At 46.8% G+C, this 16368-nt stretch carries 15 protein-coding genes; 6 read left to right on the top strand and 9 right to left on the bottom strand.

Annotated features, from left to right (window positions below):
• Window positions 1-253 precede the first annotated feature (253 nt).
• The 3 genes from J2Z28_RS11435 to J2Z28_RS11425 all read right to left on the bottom strand — a co-directional run bounded on the left by J2Z28_RS11435 (window position 254) and on the right by J2Z28_RS11425 (window position 4534).
• On the bottom strand, window positions 254-1558 hold the full coding sequence (locus tag J2Z28_RS11435) for a response regulator (RefSeq protein ID WP_415841464.1): 1305 nt from the start codon (window positions 1556-1558) through the stop codon (window positions 254-256).
• Between the two features lie 8 nt (window positions 1559-1566).
• On the bottom strand, window positions 1567-3435 hold the full coding sequence (locus J2Z28_RS11430; RefSeq protein WP_211082685.1) for a cache domain-containing sensor histidine kinase: 1869 nt from the start codon (window positions 3433-3435) through the stop codon (window positions 1567-1569).
• A 91-nt stretch (window positions 3436-3526) separates the two neighbouring features.
• Window positions 3527-4534, bottom strand: a complete 1008-nt coding sequence (locus J2Z28_RS11425) for a substrate-binding domain-containing protein (RefSeq protein ID WP_211082576.1) — start codon at window positions 4532-4534, stop codon at window positions 3527-3529.
• Window positions 4535-4736: 202 nt separating this feature from the next.
• On the opposite strand from J2Z28_RS11425, the gene J2Z28_RS11420 reads away from it, so the two are divergent.
• Window positions 4737-5318, top strand: coding sequence for a LysE family translocator (locus tag J2Z28_RS11420; RefSeq protein WP_211082575.1), 582 nt, complete (start codon window positions 4737-4739; stop codon window positions 5316-5318).
• Between the two features lie 19 nt (window positions 5319-5337).
• The gene (locus tag J2Z28_RS11415; protein ID WP_211082574.1) at window positions 5338-6114 is read left to right on the top strand and encodes an AraC family transcriptional regulator; all 777 of its coding nucleotides are present in this window, start codon (window positions 5338-5340) and stop codon (window positions 6112-6114) included.
• A 128-nt stretch (window positions 6115-6242) separates the two neighbouring features.
• Here the strand turns inward: J2Z28_RS11415 and J2Z28_RS11410 are convergent, their stop codons facing one another.
• Entirely contained in the window at window positions 6243-6821 is a 579-nt protein-coding gene (locus J2Z28_RS11410) for a hypothetical protein (RefSeq protein ID WP_211082573.1), read from the bottom strand.
• Window positions 6822-6990: 169 nt separating this feature from the next.
• Here J2Z28_RS11410 and J2Z28_RS11405 point away from each other — a divergent pair, with 169 nt between their 5' ends.
• Entirely contained in the window at window positions 6991-7659 is a 669-nt protein-coding gene (locus J2Z28_RS11405; RefSeq protein ID WP_243391443.1) for a phosphatase PAP2 family protein, read from the top strand.
• A gap of 162 nt (window positions 7660-7821) precedes the next feature.
• On the opposite strand, the gene J2Z28_RS11400 is transcribed toward J2Z28_RS11405, so the two are convergent.
• Window positions 7822-9255, bottom strand: coding sequence for a glycoside hydrolase family 1 protein (locus J2Z28_RS11400; RefSeq protein WP_280530817.1), 1434 nt, complete (start codon window positions 9253-9255; stop codon window positions 7822-7824).
• Between the two features lie 88 nt (window positions 9256-9343).
• Here J2Z28_RS11400 and J2Z28_RS11395 point away from each other — a divergent pair, with 88 nt between their 5' ends.
• Together J2Z28_RS11395 and J2Z28_RS11390 are read left to right on the top strand one after the other, a co-directional pair.
• Window positions 9344-10276 carry a helix-turn-helix transcriptional regulator gene (locus J2Z28_RS11395; RefSeq protein ID WP_244988236.1) on the top strand — a complete coding sequence of 311 codons (933 nt, stop codon included), beginning with the start codon at window positions 9344-9346 and terminating at the stop codon, window positions 10274-10276.
• 73 nt (window positions 10277-10349) lie between these two features.
• Window positions 10350-11165, top strand: a complete 816-nt coding sequence (locus J2Z28_RS11390) for a class I SAM-dependent methyltransferase (RefSeq protein ID WP_211082571.1) — start codon at window positions 10350-10352, stop codon at window positions 11163-11165.
• Between the two features lie 100 nt (window positions 11166-11265).
• Here J2Z28_RS11390 and J2Z28_RS11385 read toward each other — a convergent pair whose 3' ends face one another.
• From J2Z28_RS11385 to J2Z28_RS11370, 4 genes are all read right to left on the bottom strand, one after another.
• Complete coding sequence (locus J2Z28_RS11385) at window positions 11266-12024, bottom strand: hypothetical protein (RefSeq protein ID WP_342357493.1); 759 nt, start codon at window positions 12022-12024, stop codon at window positions 11266-11268.
• Between the two features lie 135 nt (window positions 12025-12159).
• On the bottom strand, window positions 12160-12576 hold the full coding sequence (locus J2Z28_RS11380; RefSeq protein ID WP_211082569.1) for a hypothetical protein: 417 nt from the start codon (window positions 12574-12576) through the stop codon (window positions 12160-12162).
• Window positions 12577-12909: 333 nt separating this feature from the next.
• Window positions 12910-13314 (bottom strand): VOC family protein, encoded by a 405-nt coding sequence (locus J2Z28_RS11375; RefSeq protein WP_211082568.1) that lies wholly within the window; start codon window positions 13312-13314, stop codon window positions 12910-12912.
• Between the two features lie 280 nt (window positions 13315-13594).
• A complete protein-coding gene (locus tag J2Z28_RS11370) occupies window positions 13595-14875 on the bottom strand; it encodes an XRE family transcriptional regulator (RefSeq protein WP_211082567.1) in 1281 nt (426 codons plus the stop codon).
• 203 nt (window positions 14876-15078) lie between these two features.
• Between J2Z28_RS11370 and fabV the strand changes: the two genes are divergently transcribed.
• A complete protein-coding gene (gene fabV / locus J2Z28_RS11365) occupies window positions 15079-16272 on the top strand; it encodes an enoyl-ACP reductase FabV (RefSeq protein ID WP_211082566.1) in 1194 nt (397 codons plus the stop codon).
• The last annotated feature ends 96 nt before the right edge of the window (window positions 16273-16368 follow it).

Below are 16368 nucleotides of genomic sequence, written 5' to 3'. Positions count from 1 at the left end.
GGTAGCATTGGAGAAGCCGTAAGGTCTTTGCACGTTTTGAACCTTTTTTATAAAAATTTAACTTTTGATGGAAACGCTTGAAGTACAAGTGTGATCCATGAGATACCATTCCACAGTCAAAAAAAAGGACATGCTCCACTTCGCTTCACACGAAGTAGAACACATCCATCTCATTCATCACACATCTAAATGATCAAGTATTGCGGTTATATCTGTTGAGGTAAGTCTTTTGATTGTCCTCATATGCTACATACTACATTCGATTCACTGAAGGACGATAAGCCGTCCCTCCGTCTTTTCGATACTGCGCAGGCGAAATGCCCATTGTTTTCTTAAATGCAGTGCTGAAATAATGCTGGGTATCATAACCTACACGCTCAGCGATGGTGTGGATCGGCAGTGTTGTTGAGTCCAACAGCTGTATAGCCTTGCGAATGCGAGCATGGGTGACAAGTGTGACAAAGGAATCATTCAGCTCTTTCTTCAGCACACGGCTAAGATATACGGCAGATACTTGTAGACGGGAAGCGAGCGATTCCAGGGTCAGTTCCCGCTCGGCATATTCTTCGTGAATAAGTTGTCTTGCCCGGCGAACCAGAGGGGACAACTGCACTTCCCCGTATACCCGTTCACGGCAAAGACGGTACGTATCCGACGTTTCTTCCAGTGTCCCTGCATGTGTCGCCACATGAGCATGAATGGCAATATTCAGGCAAGAACTAATCTGCTGTTCCAGAAGGGACTCTATTTCTTCAGGGGCTTCCTGCCACAGACACATGCCGATCAAGCCGCTTACGTCCCGAAACAGGACATGTGGCACGTCCCCCAGCAGTTCACTAATTATATTTTCCACTGCAAACAGAAACAACTGACGATCATTCTCTCTCAGTATCGTCTGACGAGCTTCAGCGGCAGGCCAGCGTACGATCCCGATCTGCACAGGTGGGACGGCGGGCAGCCGTAAAAACACAAGCTGCTCCGTCAGATCCCTCCCTTCAGCCTGCCCCTCCAGCCACTCCAGCATAAATCGCTGGCGAAGCAACGGGATATTACGTTCAATCTGATGAGCTGCCTGTTGTACATATGCCGTTCTCTGGTGCTCTTCAGTAAGTCGCTGATGCAATCGCTCAAGTGCAGCATATAATTGTTCTGCTTGCACAGGTTTTAAGATGTAATCCTCTACGCCAAGACGAACCGCCTCCTGCGCATATGCAAATTCATCATGTCCCGAGATGATCAGGTAACGACAGCCCGGGCACTTCTGCTGAAGGGCACGGATTAGTTCGATTCCGTTCAGGAATGGCATATTCATATCGACGAGAACAATATCCACACCCAGATCAGCCGCGCGTTCCAGCGCTTCCTCGCCATCTTCGGCTTCACCTACAACCTCCATCCCGAGAGTTGTCCAGTCAATTGCATCTCGAATCCCCTCACGAATGATCGGTTCATCATCAGCGATGAGCACGCGGAATTTCTTCGCCACATGGCTATCCGGCTTAATCTCCATTACTGTGGTCGATGCGGATGTCTCATCTGTTTCAGTGGAAGTTGTCACGGTCGATTTCATGAATTTTCCCATTCACTCTCCTGCCTCTCTTCGTTATTGATTTGCTTGGTTGGTGGGAGCTCTCGCATCAACGGATGAATGATGGTCACACTCGTTCCTTCCCCTTCCTGGCTATCCAGTTCAATTCCGTACTCATCACCAAAGGACAGCCGAAGACGGGCTTGCACGTTCAACATTCCATAACTTTTACCTGTTATCCCCGGCGAAGACGCTTCCAAACTTGCCAAAGGAGCTTCGAGCAGATGCTGCATCTCGGCAAGCCGTTCGTTGGACATGCCTGCTCCATTATCCTGAACGGTCAGCAGCAGTCTGTTATGTTCCAATCTGGCCTCCACCCTAATGTGTCCCGGCCCACGCCTGCCCTTGATTCCATGATAAATTGCATTCTCTATTAGCGGCTGAAGCAGTAGCTTTAACACAAAAAGGTCCCGCATTTCCTCTGGAATATTCAATGTATACTGAAGACGATCGCGGTATCGTGTCTGCTGAATTTGCAGATAGCTGGTCATATGCTCAATCTCCGAATGCAGCGGAATGTAATCCTGTCCTTTACTAAGCCCTATGCGAAATAATCGAGATAACGCGCCAACCATGCCGGACACATCTTCTGCACCCTCTTTGCGTGCCATCCAATGAATCGTATCCAAGGTATTGTACAAAAAGTGTGGTTTGATATGCTCCTGCAAACTTCGCATTTCAGCGTCGCGTTTCTGCCGCTCCCGCAATTCATTAAGTGATATAAGTTGTCTGATCTGTGCCAGCATTCGGTTATAACTGTTGCCAAGCATGCCAATCTCATCAGCCCTATCGCTCCAGCGGCCTGGTCTGAGATTGCCGGTCTCCGCCCTGCGCATGTAGGACATGAGCCGGAAAATGGGCTGAGCAATGGAACGGGAGAACCATAAAGAGGCGCTCAGGCCAAACAAACACACTACAAATACAAAGCTAACCACGTAAAACTGGATTTGGCGTACTTCGGATATCGAGTCTCTTGTGGGAAATACCCCTACCGTTCTCCAACCCGTAAAGGTAGACAACTGATACATGAATAATAACGTTCCACCTTCTGTATCGGCGGTAAATGTTCCACTCTCACCGGAGGGGAACCAGTCTGTGGGAATGTGTTCTATTAGCGGGTGCTCCGGCTTGTATACACTTTGACCTTCTGCATCCGTCACCATCACATAACCGGATTTCCCCAAGGTTACATTACGGGCAGCCTGAGAGACGGACCTTAGTTTAAGATCAATCATAATAACCCCCCGCACACGCCCTGACGCTTCATCCGTTATGGAACGTGCAACCGATACAATCTCATCATCCTTGTACCGTACATGTGTCGTGAGATTACGCTCTTTCGGCTGACCCAATACCATGAAGATGCCCGGATTGGCCGAAGCTTTTTGATACCAATTTTCCTGAATCAGGCTCTGTTCCGTTCGGGGATACATCTCGTTGCTAATATAGTCACCACTTCCATTGACAAGAACAATCCCGGCGATTTCAGGATACAACGTTGTGAATCCCTGCAAGGTTTGTTTGATGCCATATAACCGATTTCGCTCCGTTTCGGCATGGGTGTCCATGTTCATCGGTTCGATGCCGGCATCATCATTCAGTGGCATTTTGTCGTTCAAAAAAGCATCAATCTCCGGGTCAAATGCAATCAGATAGGTCATGTTTTGCAAATTCTCCATTTTGCTGTTAAGAGCTTCATTCACTTTGCCAATCAGTTGCATGGTATGCCCTTCAACCTGTCGTTCAACAACCCGCTCCACCGTCCAGTTCACAAGCAACCCAAGCCCTACGGAAGGTACAATGGCGAATAACAGAAAAAGCAGCATCAGCTGGTACCGAAGGGGCATATTACGCAAGCGTAAACGCCGAATCCCGTTCCTGAAAGTGGAGAGAATTGTTTTCCTGCTCCAAGGCCTTGAACTCTTGAGATCTCCCTTGTTATTTGGCATAGTAATCATCCACATCCGAGCGTGTCACCACAGAGATCCCTGTGTCCACCATCACGGGAAGTGGCGCATTTTCACCGGATGAGGATGGGGCAGGAACCGTTAATTGGTGATGCAGATGGAACAAATATTGGAGTGACCAATATCCCATATTCCAGGTTCCCTGTGCAATTGTAGCTGAGATCGTACCGTTCTTGATCATATCCAATGTAGTCTTATTTGTATCAAACGAAATAATCTGCAAAGGGTGTCTGTCACTGGCAGTTTGAACGGCTTCCCCCGCTCCTGCCCCTCCAGTAGCTTCAGTCACAAAAATACCCGACAGCTCGGGATGTTCCTTCATCATTCTGATTGTTTCGTCTCTGGATACCATCGCATCACCGTGTCCGTCTGCAACTTCAACAATCTTCATGGAAGGGTATCTCTCCTTGATCGTATCGCGGAAGCCCTTCGTGCGCTCTTCATGATTTTGTTGTCCGGGCAAGGTTAATACCGCGACCTCTCCCTCACGACCCAGCAGTTCAGCCATTTTATCGGCAGCCATTACACCCGACTTGTAATTATCTGTCCCAAGAAAAGAATAGGCCTGGCTATCGGGTGCATCCGCGTCAAATAATACAACAGGGATATCTGCGTCGATTGCCTTGTTAATCGCTGGAACTAACGATTGAGGATCGATTGCAGATATAGCAATGCCTGCGGGCTTGCGAGCGATAGCCTGCTCGATTACCATGGTCTGCTCCTTCGCATCATACCGGGTAGCCCCGCGATATTCTACGGTCACGCCAAGCGCATCCGCGGCATCCTCGAAACCTTTGAGCGGGCTCTTCCAATACTCCAGCCCGGACTGGAATGTAATCATGATATACGTCTCTCCGATATCACCGCGCAGCCCCCGGTCCTCCCAAGAACTGTTTACCTGACTGGTGTATTCAAACCTCAATACATACAACGCAAATGCTGAGATTAGCAAAATGTAAACAAGTAGCATTTTTTTCATTCCGTTCACTTCCTCAAGTCGTCTGATCACCTTGTACTTCGTTTAAATTGTAAACGCAATCATTCAAAAAGAAAACTCCCCTTAGTTTTTATAAGCAAGCTCCTGTTGCCAACCGTGTACCTGCTGCAATAATGTACTATATGGTTTCTCCCTCTGGACGTATGATCATGAAACTAAACTACAACCAGAGGAGAGCATCATCATGAATCTCGCATCTTTTTTAATCTACTGTATTGTCGTTACGTTCACCCCTGGCCCCAGCAATATCGTAATTCTTTCTTCCGTACAACAGGTTGGGGCGCGTCAAACGATGCAATATGTGTGGGGAGCTACGCTGGCATTTGGTCTGCTGCTTACCGCATCAGCTTTTCTTAATCATCTTCTTGCGGGAGTGTTACCCGGAATTCTGAAGGTGATGCAGATTGTCGGCGGCCTGTACATGGTGTATCTGGCGTACCAGATCTATAAGATGGGTACCACCGAGGATGCACCGAAACAAGTTACCGGATTCTGGAACGGTTTTATCATGCAATTTGTGAACCCAAAGGTGGTTTTGTTTACTTTCACTGTCATTCCAAGTTATGTATTGCCCTTTTATCAAAGTTCATTCTCATCGTTTCTGTTCGTGGTGTTAATTACCTTCATTGGATTTCTGGCCTATTCCAGTTGGGTTGTTTTTGGCACGGTTTTCAAAATGTTGCTGAATCGCCACCAAAAATTACTGAGTATTCTCATGGCACTTTTTTTGTTATACTCAGCCATTATAGTATCCGGATTAATCTAAAGCTTGGGAGGTGTGCTGCATGGAACGGTTTAACTATAAAAAGTCGCAAGACGTGCTGGCACTATCCGCTAGCTTTACTGATTTTGCATACAAAAAACATTGCCATGAAGAGTATGCGGTCGGCGTAACCCTGCGTGGCATTCAACAATACAACCTGGACGGACAATATCAGGCCTCTCACCAAAATGGTGTCATGTTGTTCAACCGCGAACAGTCTCATGATGGAAGCTCCTATGATAAGGCTGGCATTGACTATGTGATGCTGTATTTGAAGCCGGATTTGGTAGAGGAGATTATAGGTAAAAAGGAATTGCGTTTTGGAAGTCCCATCGTCTATGACCCCGAGCTTGCACGTAACATTCTGATGCTGAACGATGCCGTTCAACTCAGACAGAACGAAGCCGAGTGCAGCGAACGGGTCTTCGATCTGGTTCACCTTCTGGCTCAGAAGGAAATGGACACCAAGCTCTGGTTGCCTCAGGACAACCTGGTCCGTAAAGCCAAGGAAATCATGTTTTGCAGCACCGAAGATGTGCTCAAGCTGGACAACCTAAGCTCTGAATTTGGCATGTCCAAGTTTCAATTTATCCGTGAATTCAAAGCACAAGCAGGCATATCCCCCTACCAGTTTTTCTTAAACTGCAAGGTGGAGCGTGCCCGTCAATCCATCGAAATGCAGAAGGACGTCTATGCTGCTGTTGCCGATTGCGGATTCGTCGATCTGACCCATCTGAATCGACATTTCAAACGGGTATTTGGTGTCACAGCTTATGAATACATGTTGCAGCTGAACTAGTTCCATCGGATCGATAATCTCGACTCCAATTGGATACAATTTTGACGCCACTCCTGAAAATCCCCGTATAGAACGTCAATGTTTCTTAACGTTCTGTACGGGGAATAGCTTTTTTTTCCGTTGGGCAATCAGATTCTTTTCTTTCGTCTCCAGAGCCACAGTACTGCCAATGCTGCTAATAAAATGACTCCGCCATATAAGATGAGATAGAAAGGCACAGTTCGCCCACCACCATCATTGGTTTCTCCAAAATCTTCTTTACTTACAAGCTTTCCCGCACCCAGCAATTTCAGATCGTCTCCGGCTTGTTCAATTGGAACATTGCGACTGCACAGATTCGTATGAAGCTTATGATCCACTTCATATTGATAAGCATAGATCAGGTAGGACTGATTCTTTTCAAATTGAATGCCACAGGATTCAGATCCACCGTCACTCGCGAGGATTTTCATCTTTTTGGCATTAACCCCCTTCCATGCAGTATCTACATCAAAGGTATACTCTCTTAATAAGCCATCATGCTTCGACTGTTGAGAACGTCCCTTCTTCACCACTTCTCCTGTAAATATAGTTGTGTTTGTCTTCAATCTCTCTTGAACATCACTCTCGACACAACTGCAAGCATAAACTTTCTCTCTGGGAAATAGAGCTAACCCAGACGTAACCAAAAGTAAGATCAACATGCACATCACCAAACGTCGTTTCATTCCGACCGCTCCCCTCCTACATTCTCTGCTTGAATAAACGTTGTTAAGGTTACATATTTTTATTGCTGCTATATTTATTGTAAAATTATAGCACAATACAAATATCGTTATGTCCGAGATACGCAAAGACACAACATACGAAATCAACCATCACGGAGGAACTCAACATTTGATACACAACTGGAAAAAGAATATCTCCTTCCCGCTGCTCGTTGCAGCGTTATGCATGATCGCCTTTATAAGCATCGCCCTGTCCATCAGCGACAACCAAATTCATCGATTTGATGATACCTTAATCGGCTGGATTCAGGGGTTGGAATCCCCTGGTATGACACAATTCATGCACCTTTTCACCTGGATCGGCAGCGAAATGCCAGTGGTCTTCATTACCATCATCGCCATGATTGTGTTATACATTTTCCTGCGACACAAACGCGAACTGCTCTTCCTGGCTTGTGTGCTCGCAGGTTCAACCCTGTTAAATGCATTGCTCAAGCTGGTATTCCAGCGTGCCAGACCTACCATTAACCGGATCATTGAAGTGAGCGGCTACAGCTTCCCCAGTGGGCATTCTATGGCAGCATTTAGCCTGTACGGTGGACTGGCCTTTCTAATCTGGAAACATGTACCCACCGTCACCGGACGTGTGCTGATGATTGTTGCCAGCGCCGTATTTATACTGACCATTGGTATAAGTCGTATCTACTTGGGGGTGCATTATCCAAGTGATATCGTCGGCGGATACTTCTTGAGTGGTTGCTGGCTCTCCACATGTATATGGTTTTACCGGCGTCATTTGGAGCGCATGTCCCAACTGCAAAGCAGAAGGCTGGCATAGGCGGCCCGCTATTGAACTACACATAAAAATACCCGGCTTTCCTTAACTGAAGGATAGCCGGGTATTTCTATATTCATATATCGTAGTCCTGAACTCGTTCAGGACCACATGGACCGCTTGTCCCTTTTAAGGGAACAGGCGGCTGGTTTTTTTCACGCCAATTTATAGCTCTTCACCATTGGATTCGATGACTTTTTTGTACCAGTGGAAACTCTTCTTCGGTGTTCTGCTCAAGTCTCCGTTTCCGTCGTTGTCCTTGTTGACATGAATGAAGCCATAACGCTTCTTCATCTCTCCAGTGGATGCACTAACCAGGTCGATACATCCCCACATGGTGTAGGCAATCAGATCTACGCCGTCAGCTACCGCTTCTTTCATCTGTTCAATGTGACCTTTCAGATAATCAATGCGATAGTCATCTTGAATGGAGCCGTCTTCCTCTACCACATCGACAGCGCCCAGACCGTTCTCAACCACCATCAATGGAATCTGATAACGATCATACAGATGATTCAGTGTGTAACGCAGTCCTTTTGGATCGATCTGCCAACCCCAGTCGGAAGCTTCGAGATATGGATTTTTGATACCGCCCAGCAGATTACCTTCTGCTCTCTCGAGAGACTCGTCCGCACTTTCCACCAAAGACATATAATAACTGAAGGAATAGAAGTCTACGCAGCCTTCAAGCAAAGTCTGCTCGTCTCCCGGTTGCATCTCAATCTGGATACCTTCTTCGGCGAAGAAACGTTTGGCGAATCCAGGGTATGCTCCACGAACCTGTACATCACCGCAGATCATATTGGAGATTTGGTCTTTCTTCTGTGCAAGCAACATGTCGTCCGGGTTACATGTGTTTGGATAGGTGGTCATGAAAGCGACCATACAGCCGATCTGGAAATCAGGGTTAATCTCATGTCCCAGCTTCACCGCTTTGGCACTCGCGACGAATTGGTGATGTAACGCCTGGAAACGAGTCTGTGGATCATCCACTCCGTCGACCAGTGTCTCTTTGCCTTCAAACAGAATACCTGCAGCCATATATGCACCCATTGGCATCGTCAGACAGTTGATCTCGTTGAACGTCAGCCAGTATTTGACCTGATCCTTGTATCGGTTGAACAGGGTTGTACAATAACGGATATAACAGTCGATGACTTCACGGGAAGCCCAGCCATTATACTTCTGTGTCAGACCGAATGGCGTTTCGTAATGGGAGATCGTTACGAGCGGCTCAATATTGTATTTTTTCAACTCGGCAAAAACATTATCGTAGAACTGCAATCCCTCTTCGTTTGGCTCCAGTTCGTAACCGTTCGGATAGATCCGGGACCAGTTGATGGACATGCGGAACATTTTGAAGCCCATCTCTGCCATCATGGCAATATCTTCTTTGTAATGTCCGTAAAAATCAACCGCTTCATGGCTCGGATAATACGTGCCCTCTTCCAGTACAGGTGTAATCCGGCGTGGAATCGTGTGGGTTCCCCCTGTCATCATGTCAGACGTGCTTGGCCCCTTGCCACCTTGGTTCCATCCACCCTCAAATTGATTGGCAGCCGTTGCGCCACCCCAGTAAAATCCTTCTTTCATTGTCATGACCAGTTCCTCCTTCATATCTCAACAAGACTATATAACCAGTGTACCATCCATACCCTGACACCTATTGTCATGGTATAATCAGAGCATGGAAAATAACCGACTATTTCGAATGTTGCTTTTGTTATTGGAGAAAAAGAAAGCCACTGCACCCGAACTCGCCCGTTTGTTCGAGATTTCTGTACGTACGGTGTACCGCGATATCGACCGGCTGAGCGCTGCGGGCATTCCTGTCTATACGACGACCGGCAAGCATGGCGGCATTCATCTGATGGACAACTATGTCATGGACAGATCCCTGCTGTCGGAAGAAGACCAGAACGAAATTTTGATGGGACTCTATAGCGTCAGTGCGATCCCACACCTTAATAGTGCCCATATGCTGCAACGCCTGACCGCCCTGTTTGATCACAAGCTGGATTGGATCGAATTCAATTTCTCACCATGGGGCAGCATCCCCCTGCAAGAGAGAGAACTGTTCAATCAGGTGAAACAAGCCATATTAACGAATCAACTGATTACGTTTCATTATGTTAATTCGGATGGTGAGGAAAGCATGCCGACTGTGGAGCCACAGAAGCTTATTTTCAAAAACAGTACATGGTACTTCAAAGGGTATATTCATGATGATCCTGAGCGGAAAGAATTCGAGACATTTAAGATGAAACGGATCACCCAATTGACTTTTCTGGCGAGAAAACACGATCACTCTGTTACTGCCGGATCAAACGACCCTGAATCAGAGGCAGCCATCACCTTGACCCCTCTGACACTCTCGTTCTCCAGCAACATCGCATACCGAGTGTATGATTTTTTCGAACCATCCCTCATTAAAAAAGAGCCTGATGGCAGGCTCCGTGTGTCTCTCGAACTGAATGTAGGGGAATGGCTCTACTCCTTCCTGCTGTCGTTTGGTTCCGAACTGACCGTAATCGAGCCTGTTCATGTTGGACAGGAATTACTCAGACGTCATATCAAAGCCGTTGAACATTTGCAGAACAAACTTCCCAACAATGAATGATATAATATAGGCCTATACAACTTTTGATCACAGCTGACTCTCCGTCATCCATCTGACCGAAGGAGGTTTATCCATGCAAGACATTAGACGCAACAATGTAGAACGTTTTAAAGGTTTTGGTACGTTATACGATCAGAACCGACCAGCTGCTCCCACTGAAGTGGTGGATATTCTAACGACATATCTTGGCAGCACACCGCGTATGGTCGCAGATATTGGCTGTGGCACCGGCTTATCCTCGTGGATCTGGCTTAATGAGGCAGAACGTATCATCGGCTTTGAACCCAGCGATGACATGAGGTCTGTAGCAGAATCCAAGTGGGAATCTGCCGGCAAGCCGGATAACCTTCGGTTCGTGTCCGGCTTGTCTCACGACCTCGGACTACCAGATGGCAGTGTCGATGTGCTGACCTGCTCGCAATCATTTCACTGGATGGAGCCGCAACCCACACTACGCGAGTTTGCACGTGTACTTCGTACAGGGGGCATATTTGCAGCCTACGATTGCGACTGGCCGCCAATGTTAGACTGGCAGTTAGAACAAGCCTATCTGCAGCTGAATAAGGAAGCAGATCAACGAGCAGCCAATCTGGCTCCCCAGGATAGTCAGGCACACAAATGGAGCAAGGATGGGCATTTGCAGCAGATTCAGGAGTCTGGCCTGTTCCGATATGTTCGTGAAATCGTGTTTCATCACCACGAGACATTCACTGCCGATCGATATGTCAATCTAGCCCTGAGCCAAGGCGGCCTGCAAACGGCGTTGAAGCTCGGAGCGGATGATCTATTAACAGCTGCTGACGAGTTCAGAGCGCTGGCTAATCGTGTTTTTGACGGACAATCCAGAAAAGTACTCTTTTCTTATCGCATGCGCCTTGGTATTGTCTGAAAGCAGTACATTGCTTGCATCTCTCGTACATACCAAATGAAATAGGGAGGTCCTACACGTCATAAACTTGACCTGTAGGACCTCCTTTTTGTCTACATCCTCAGGAAGAGAATAAGTCACTTAATTGTCGCTCCTGTACATTCAATGCCAACACCAATTTTGTTGGGTCTTGTCTTGAATAAATGACGTTAATGATATGACCTTGCTGAACCTGCGGCAGCACAGATGACAAAATTTCTTTTTGCGTTGTCACATTGAAGGTTTCACCGTCCGTCTTTGTTATGCTGAGTTTGAGCTGAAGTTTGATCTTATTACTGCCTCCACTCCCAAGTGGAGTGACATCAAGGATCTTGGCCATTGCTTTTTCCCCTGTTCTTGCAATATCCATCATTTCAGGTGATACCCCTTGCTGTACCATCTTTTCATCCAGCAATTGCTGCATATCTTCCTGTGACAGTTGCCCTTTCAGATCAAGCCCTACCTTGCGCTCATCCTTTACGGAAACCACTAATGGAATGAAACTGCCCGGCTGAAACTGTGCCATGGAGGTCAGCGGAATGACGGTTTTCATCTCGGTATCATATTTCTCTCGCCCTTTAAGCGAAACTGTCAGACCCAATCGAACCTCCGGTTGTTCATTAATATACGTGCCCGTCTGTTGTATAGTCTTAATGACCCCAACTGCTGGTAACCCTGTCTTCACTCGACCTACGCCAAAAATATTGCTCAAAATCGCAGGAACAAAGATCAGTGCAAACCCCGCAAAGATTGCCGGAGTATACCACCATGTCTGCATAATCATAAACGGATCATTCCACAGCTGCTGTGCCAGAAATGGGGAGAACCCCACTCCGAACACTGTTAATACTCCAATGAATCTCAGGAATCCCACCATATGATCCACCCTCTCATAATACTTCTATTAATATATCTATTTATCGTTGTTATACGTATTATCTAATTGAATTATTACTGTCTTATAACCAAATACCTTCTAGATGGACAACAGCCCCATGTAGATCAGCTCGGACGGATTTGCTGGATTCTGACCTAATCCCACCCGATCTCCAACTCGCGGAATCTGCATTTTGGACACCAGTGTCTCCAATGTTCGCTGATACTGGTTACCGTTTGTCTCTGTCACATCCAATACAAGCACAACAATCGGATCAAAGTTGATCAGTTTGCCTGTATCGGTGATCGTCACCACCGTTGCTGTTGCCGTCAATGGAAGTGAACCACTCGCCGCCAATTGTGCCTGCTTTGCCGAATCCAGACTTTGGTTGATCGCCTCCCGATGTTCCTTTGATACAAAGCCTTTCATCATCATGCCAGTGAGTCCTTTATTCATCATTTTATCCGCTTTGGCAATCGCATCTTCCTGTTTGTTTTTTTTACCGAACCATCCCATAATGAGCACCTCATTTATTTTATTTGTTTTTTATTTATAGTTAAATTATAAACACCGCGGCTTGTCCTTGAATACCCTTCTGGCGGCATACAAAAAAAACGAAAAATCCGGCAATTGAATCACCGAATAATCGTTTCTTGGGTAAGAAATTATGCTAATTCCGCAAAAAAAGATCTGCTAATCCGATCTTCATTTCACAATTGGCGGCCATATTTTGTGCCAAGTGCTTTGGCAATGCACAAAATCATGCCAAAAACAGTGGGATTTAACCCATAAGTCTTTCAAAATACACACTTTTTCAACCTTTTACACTGAGTGAGTGCTCCCCTAGAATCAGCCCCTACCGCTGAAACGTTTGATCGCTTCCTCGGTCACTGGCTGGAAGAGGTTAATGAGATTGCCGTCAGGATCACGGAAAAGCACAGCACGATTCCCCCACGGCATCGTGGTCGGTTCCTTTACCCACTCATCCACAAACGGCTTCAAGCGCTCGTATTCGGCATCGACATCGTGGACGCGGAACTCGAGGATGACAGTGTGATTGTCGGCCGCCACTGCAGAACCAATGCCAAACAGTGGCACCGTCTGGGAGTGGCCAATCGCCAGGGTGCACGATGGCAAAACAAGTTCAGCAAAGACAGGCGCGGGGCGTACCGCCGAAACACCCATGACTTTCTCATAAAACTCGACAAGACGATCCACATCGTCGGTAATGATGCGTACAGAAGCAAAATACATAAAATACCATCCTTTCTGTTATATAATAAAATACCATATCATTTTTCGGGTCAGAATCGGCCTTCCATCCCTTTATGTTTACTTAATTGATAATAAAATAACGCTACTGACAACGGTATGTCAGTAGCGTTATTCAACATTTTTTGGTGGTTTATTCCTTAATGCTTCAAAGAACAACCAACTCATGATTGACGTTTATCAGAAGGGCATTCTCAATTCTATTTTTTCTTTTATCCTTCTGATTAACACCTTTTATTACTAGAATTACTTTTAATCCAGTCTATTTTTTGCGTAACAGATATACCAGCTTTCGATAATACATGGCCGCTTCCTTGTATTTCCGCTGATCTTCAGACACCACGGCCATCCCTTCATATAACGGTTCAAGCCGCATGACATGCTGCGCGGATTCAAAATAAGGCAGACAGGCAAGCGCCCGCTCCATGAAAACTTCGCGATCTCCATGAGCAAGAGCCAGATGGCTGTGGTAGAAGGTTGCGCTCATCTGCTGGTCCTGTGTTGTTGCACATTTCAAGAGTTGATCTACACTTTGCGCGAGCACGCCCCAGTTCTTCCGTGCCAGAGCTACTTCGCATCGATACACACTGACGAGCGGCTGCATCGCGAGTTGAGTTTCTTCCGTTTCCTGCTGCAATAGCGATTCAAATCGTTCAATCTCCGCCTGTGCCTGATCCAGTTCACCTGTCATCGTCAGCATGACAATCCGATTATTGGCAATCGCCGTCACCAGATCACCCTGGTTGCCAGCATACACGAGGTTTGCCTCCGCCATGGTTAATGCCGAGAGCGCCTCCTGAACCAGCCCCATTGCGAAGCAATAACCACTATATGCCACATATAACCCGGACAACCGATGGAACATCCGCTGATCATATACATGACGCATCGTAAGCTCGAATACCTGTTTTGCCTCTTCATACTGTTTGACCTGGATGTAGGCCTCCATCTTGATATTTTGCACAGACAGCCAGAATTCACTGCCAGGAAGCGCCAGCTCACTGAGCCTGGTTGCATGAGTTAATACATCCACAAAGGCCATTTTGGAGCGATAATATTGTATTTTATAGAATAAAAGTGCCTTGACTAACGGACGCGGCAGATCAATATCGTCTGGACGACCGTATTTCTCCAGGTAAAAATTGAGGTAGGACGTATGTATATATTCATGAGCCGTTACATCGTTTAATTGCTGATAATAGACCGCCTTCATCAAGGCCGTTGTCAGCTCGACGGTCAACGTGTCATCCCGATCTGCCAGTGCATGCACCGTATCTTCGGATATCGCCGAGGCTGGAACAGACATTTGTTCGAAAATAACCTCTGCCCGTTCAATTGTTTCCTCGTCCTGAGCCGCAGCCTTTAGAATATAGGAAGGGGATACCCCAAGACGCCCGGCGATGGCTTCTGCCAAGTCCTCAGGGAGCGGATAACGATCCGCCAGGATATTGGCAAAGTGGGCCTGCGTGACCAGACCTTCCACAAGGTCTTTACGCGAGATCTGTTTTCTCTTGCTTAGCAGTTCAATTCGTTCCTTCAGCATGGTATCCCTGTCCTTTCTATCCTAACAAGCGAGTACATTCTATTCACATCATCGCAAAATTGGAGATATAACGCTACCCTTCCGACAAAATCAAACGAAACGGTTTCCGTTTCCGAGGTAATTGTTTTACAATAAGGAGGTATGTATACGAGCATTTTATCGAAATGCTGAAACATGAGCTGAATATGAAAGGATGCAAATAAATGATTATTAAACCAAGAACACGTGGTTTTATTTGTACCACTTCCCATCCTGTAGGTTGCGCTGCGCAAGTGCAGGAACAGATTGATTATGTGAAATCCCAGCCGGAACTGAAAGGACCGCGTAATGTACTTGTGATCGGTGCTTCCACCGGATACGGTCTGGCTTCACGCGTTGTCTCTGCTTTTGGAGCGGGAGCGAATACAATCGGCATTTACCGTCCGAGCAGTTCCACAGAGAAACGTACAGCTTCAGCAGGTTGGTACAACTCCGCTGCATTCGAAAAAGCCGCTGAGGAAGCAGGTCTCAAGTCGTACAGCATTACAGGTGATGCATTCGCAAACGAAACAAGAGACAAAGCCGTTGAACTGATTCGCAGTGAACTCGGTCAAGTGGATCTGGTTGTATACAGCGTAGCCTCGGCACGCCGTACCGATCCGAACACGGGTGAAGTATTCAACTCTGTGCTGAAGCCTATCGGACAATCCTACACGAATAAAACAGTAAACTTCCACACAGGCGAAATCAGCTCCGTTACCCTTGAGCCGGCAAACGAAGAGGAAATTCGTCAGACGGTAACTGTTATGGGTGGAGATGATTGGGAACTGTGGATGGATGCCCTGCAACAAGGCGGCGTGCTTGCCGATGATGCAACAACCATCGCTTTCTCTTATATCGGTCCTGAACTTACGCATGCCATTTATCGTGATGGTTCCATCGGTCAGGCCAAGAATCATCTGGAAGCAACTGCACACAAGCTGAATGATCGTCTAAGTGCCAAAGGTGGACGTGCGTACTTAACTGTAGCCAAGGCGCTGGTGACTCAATCCAGTTCTGCGATTCCAGTCGTGCCGCTGTACATCTCAGCATTGTACAAAGTCATGAAAGAAAAAGGCTTGCATGAAGGATGCATCGAGCAATTGCAACGTCTGTTCGCTGATCGCTTGTATGCGGGAGGAGAAGTTCCAACCGATGCCGAAGGCCGTATTCGCATTGACGATTGGGAGATGAGAGCTGACGTTCAGGAAGAAGTGGCGAAGCTCTGGAATGAGTTGACCACAGAGAACATCTACGATCTGTCTGATCTGGAAGGTTACCGTCGCGAATTCTTCCAGCTGTTTGGTTTTGAAACCGATGGTGTAGATTATGAAGCAGATGTTGATCCCAACGTTGAAGTACTTCATTTGGTAAACTAAAGAAGTTTCGGCGTGGACGTGAGCTTAGGTTTTCGTTAGAGCTAACTGCGGATGTCATGCTAAAGATATGATTTTAAAACAATGAAGGAGGAGCCA

It is taken from the genome of Paenibacillus xylanexedens (assembly GCF_017874615.1).
GTDB lineage: Bacteria > Bacillota > Bacilli > Paenibacillales > Paenibacillaceae > Paenibacillus > Paenibacillus xylanexedens.
Note: the sequence above shows the minus strand (reverse complement) of the source record. Positions and strands in the feature narration are given on the sequence as shown.

What these genes read in the sequence shown, in the direction of transcription:
- J2Z28_RS11430 (WP_211082685.1), bottom strand. Translation starts at nt 3,435, where the DNA reads ATGCCCCTTCGGTACCAGCTGATGCTGCTTTTTCTGTTATTCGCCATT.
- J2Z28_RS11425 (WP_211082576.1), bottom strand. Translation starts at nt 4,534, where the DNA reads ATGAAAAAAATGCTACTTGTTTACATTTTGCTAATCTCAGCATTTGCG.
- J2Z28_RS11420 (WP_211082575.1), top strand. Translation starts at nt 4,737, where the DNA reads ATGAATCTCGCATCTTTTTTAATCTACTGTATTGTCGTTACGTTCACC.
- J2Z28_RS11415 (WP_211082574.1), top strand. Translation starts at nt 5,338, where the DNA reads ATGGAACGGTTTAACTATAAAAAGTCGCAAGACGTGCTGGCACTATCC.
- J2Z28_RS11410 (WP_211082573.1), bottom strand. Translation starts at nt 6,821, where the DNA reads ATGAAACGACGTTTGGTGATGTGCATGTTGATCTTACTTTTGGTTACG.
- J2Z28_RS11400 (WP_280530817.1), bottom strand. Translation starts at nt 9,255, where the DNA reads ATGACAATGAAAGAAGGATTTTACTGGGGTGGCGCAACGGCTGCCAAT.
- J2Z28_RS11395 (WP_244988236.1), top strand. Translation starts at nt 9,344, where the DNA reads ATGGAAAATAACCGACTATTTCGAATGTTGCTTTTGTTATTGGAGAAA.
- J2Z28_RS11390 (WP_211082571.1), top strand. Translation starts at nt 10,350, where the DNA reads ATGCAAGACATTAGACGCAACAATGTAGAACGTTTTAAAGGTTTTGGT.
- J2Z28_RS11380 (WP_211082569.1), bottom strand. Translation starts at nt 12,576, where the DNA reads ATGGGATGGTTCGGTAAAAAAAACAAACAGGAAGATGCGATTGCCAAA.
- J2Z28_RS11375 (WP_211082568.1), bottom strand. Translation starts at nt 13,314, where the DNA reads ATGTATTTTGCTTCTGTACGCATCATTACCGACGATGTGGATCGTCTT.
- J2Z28_RS11370 (WP_211082567.1), bottom strand. Translation starts at nt 14,875, where the DNA reads ATGCTGAAGGAACGAATTGAACTGCTAAGCAAGAGAAAACAGATCTCG.
- fabV (WP_211082566.1), top strand. Translation starts at nt 15,079, where the DNA reads ATGATTATTAAACCAAGAACACGTGGTTTTATTTGTACCACTTCCCAT.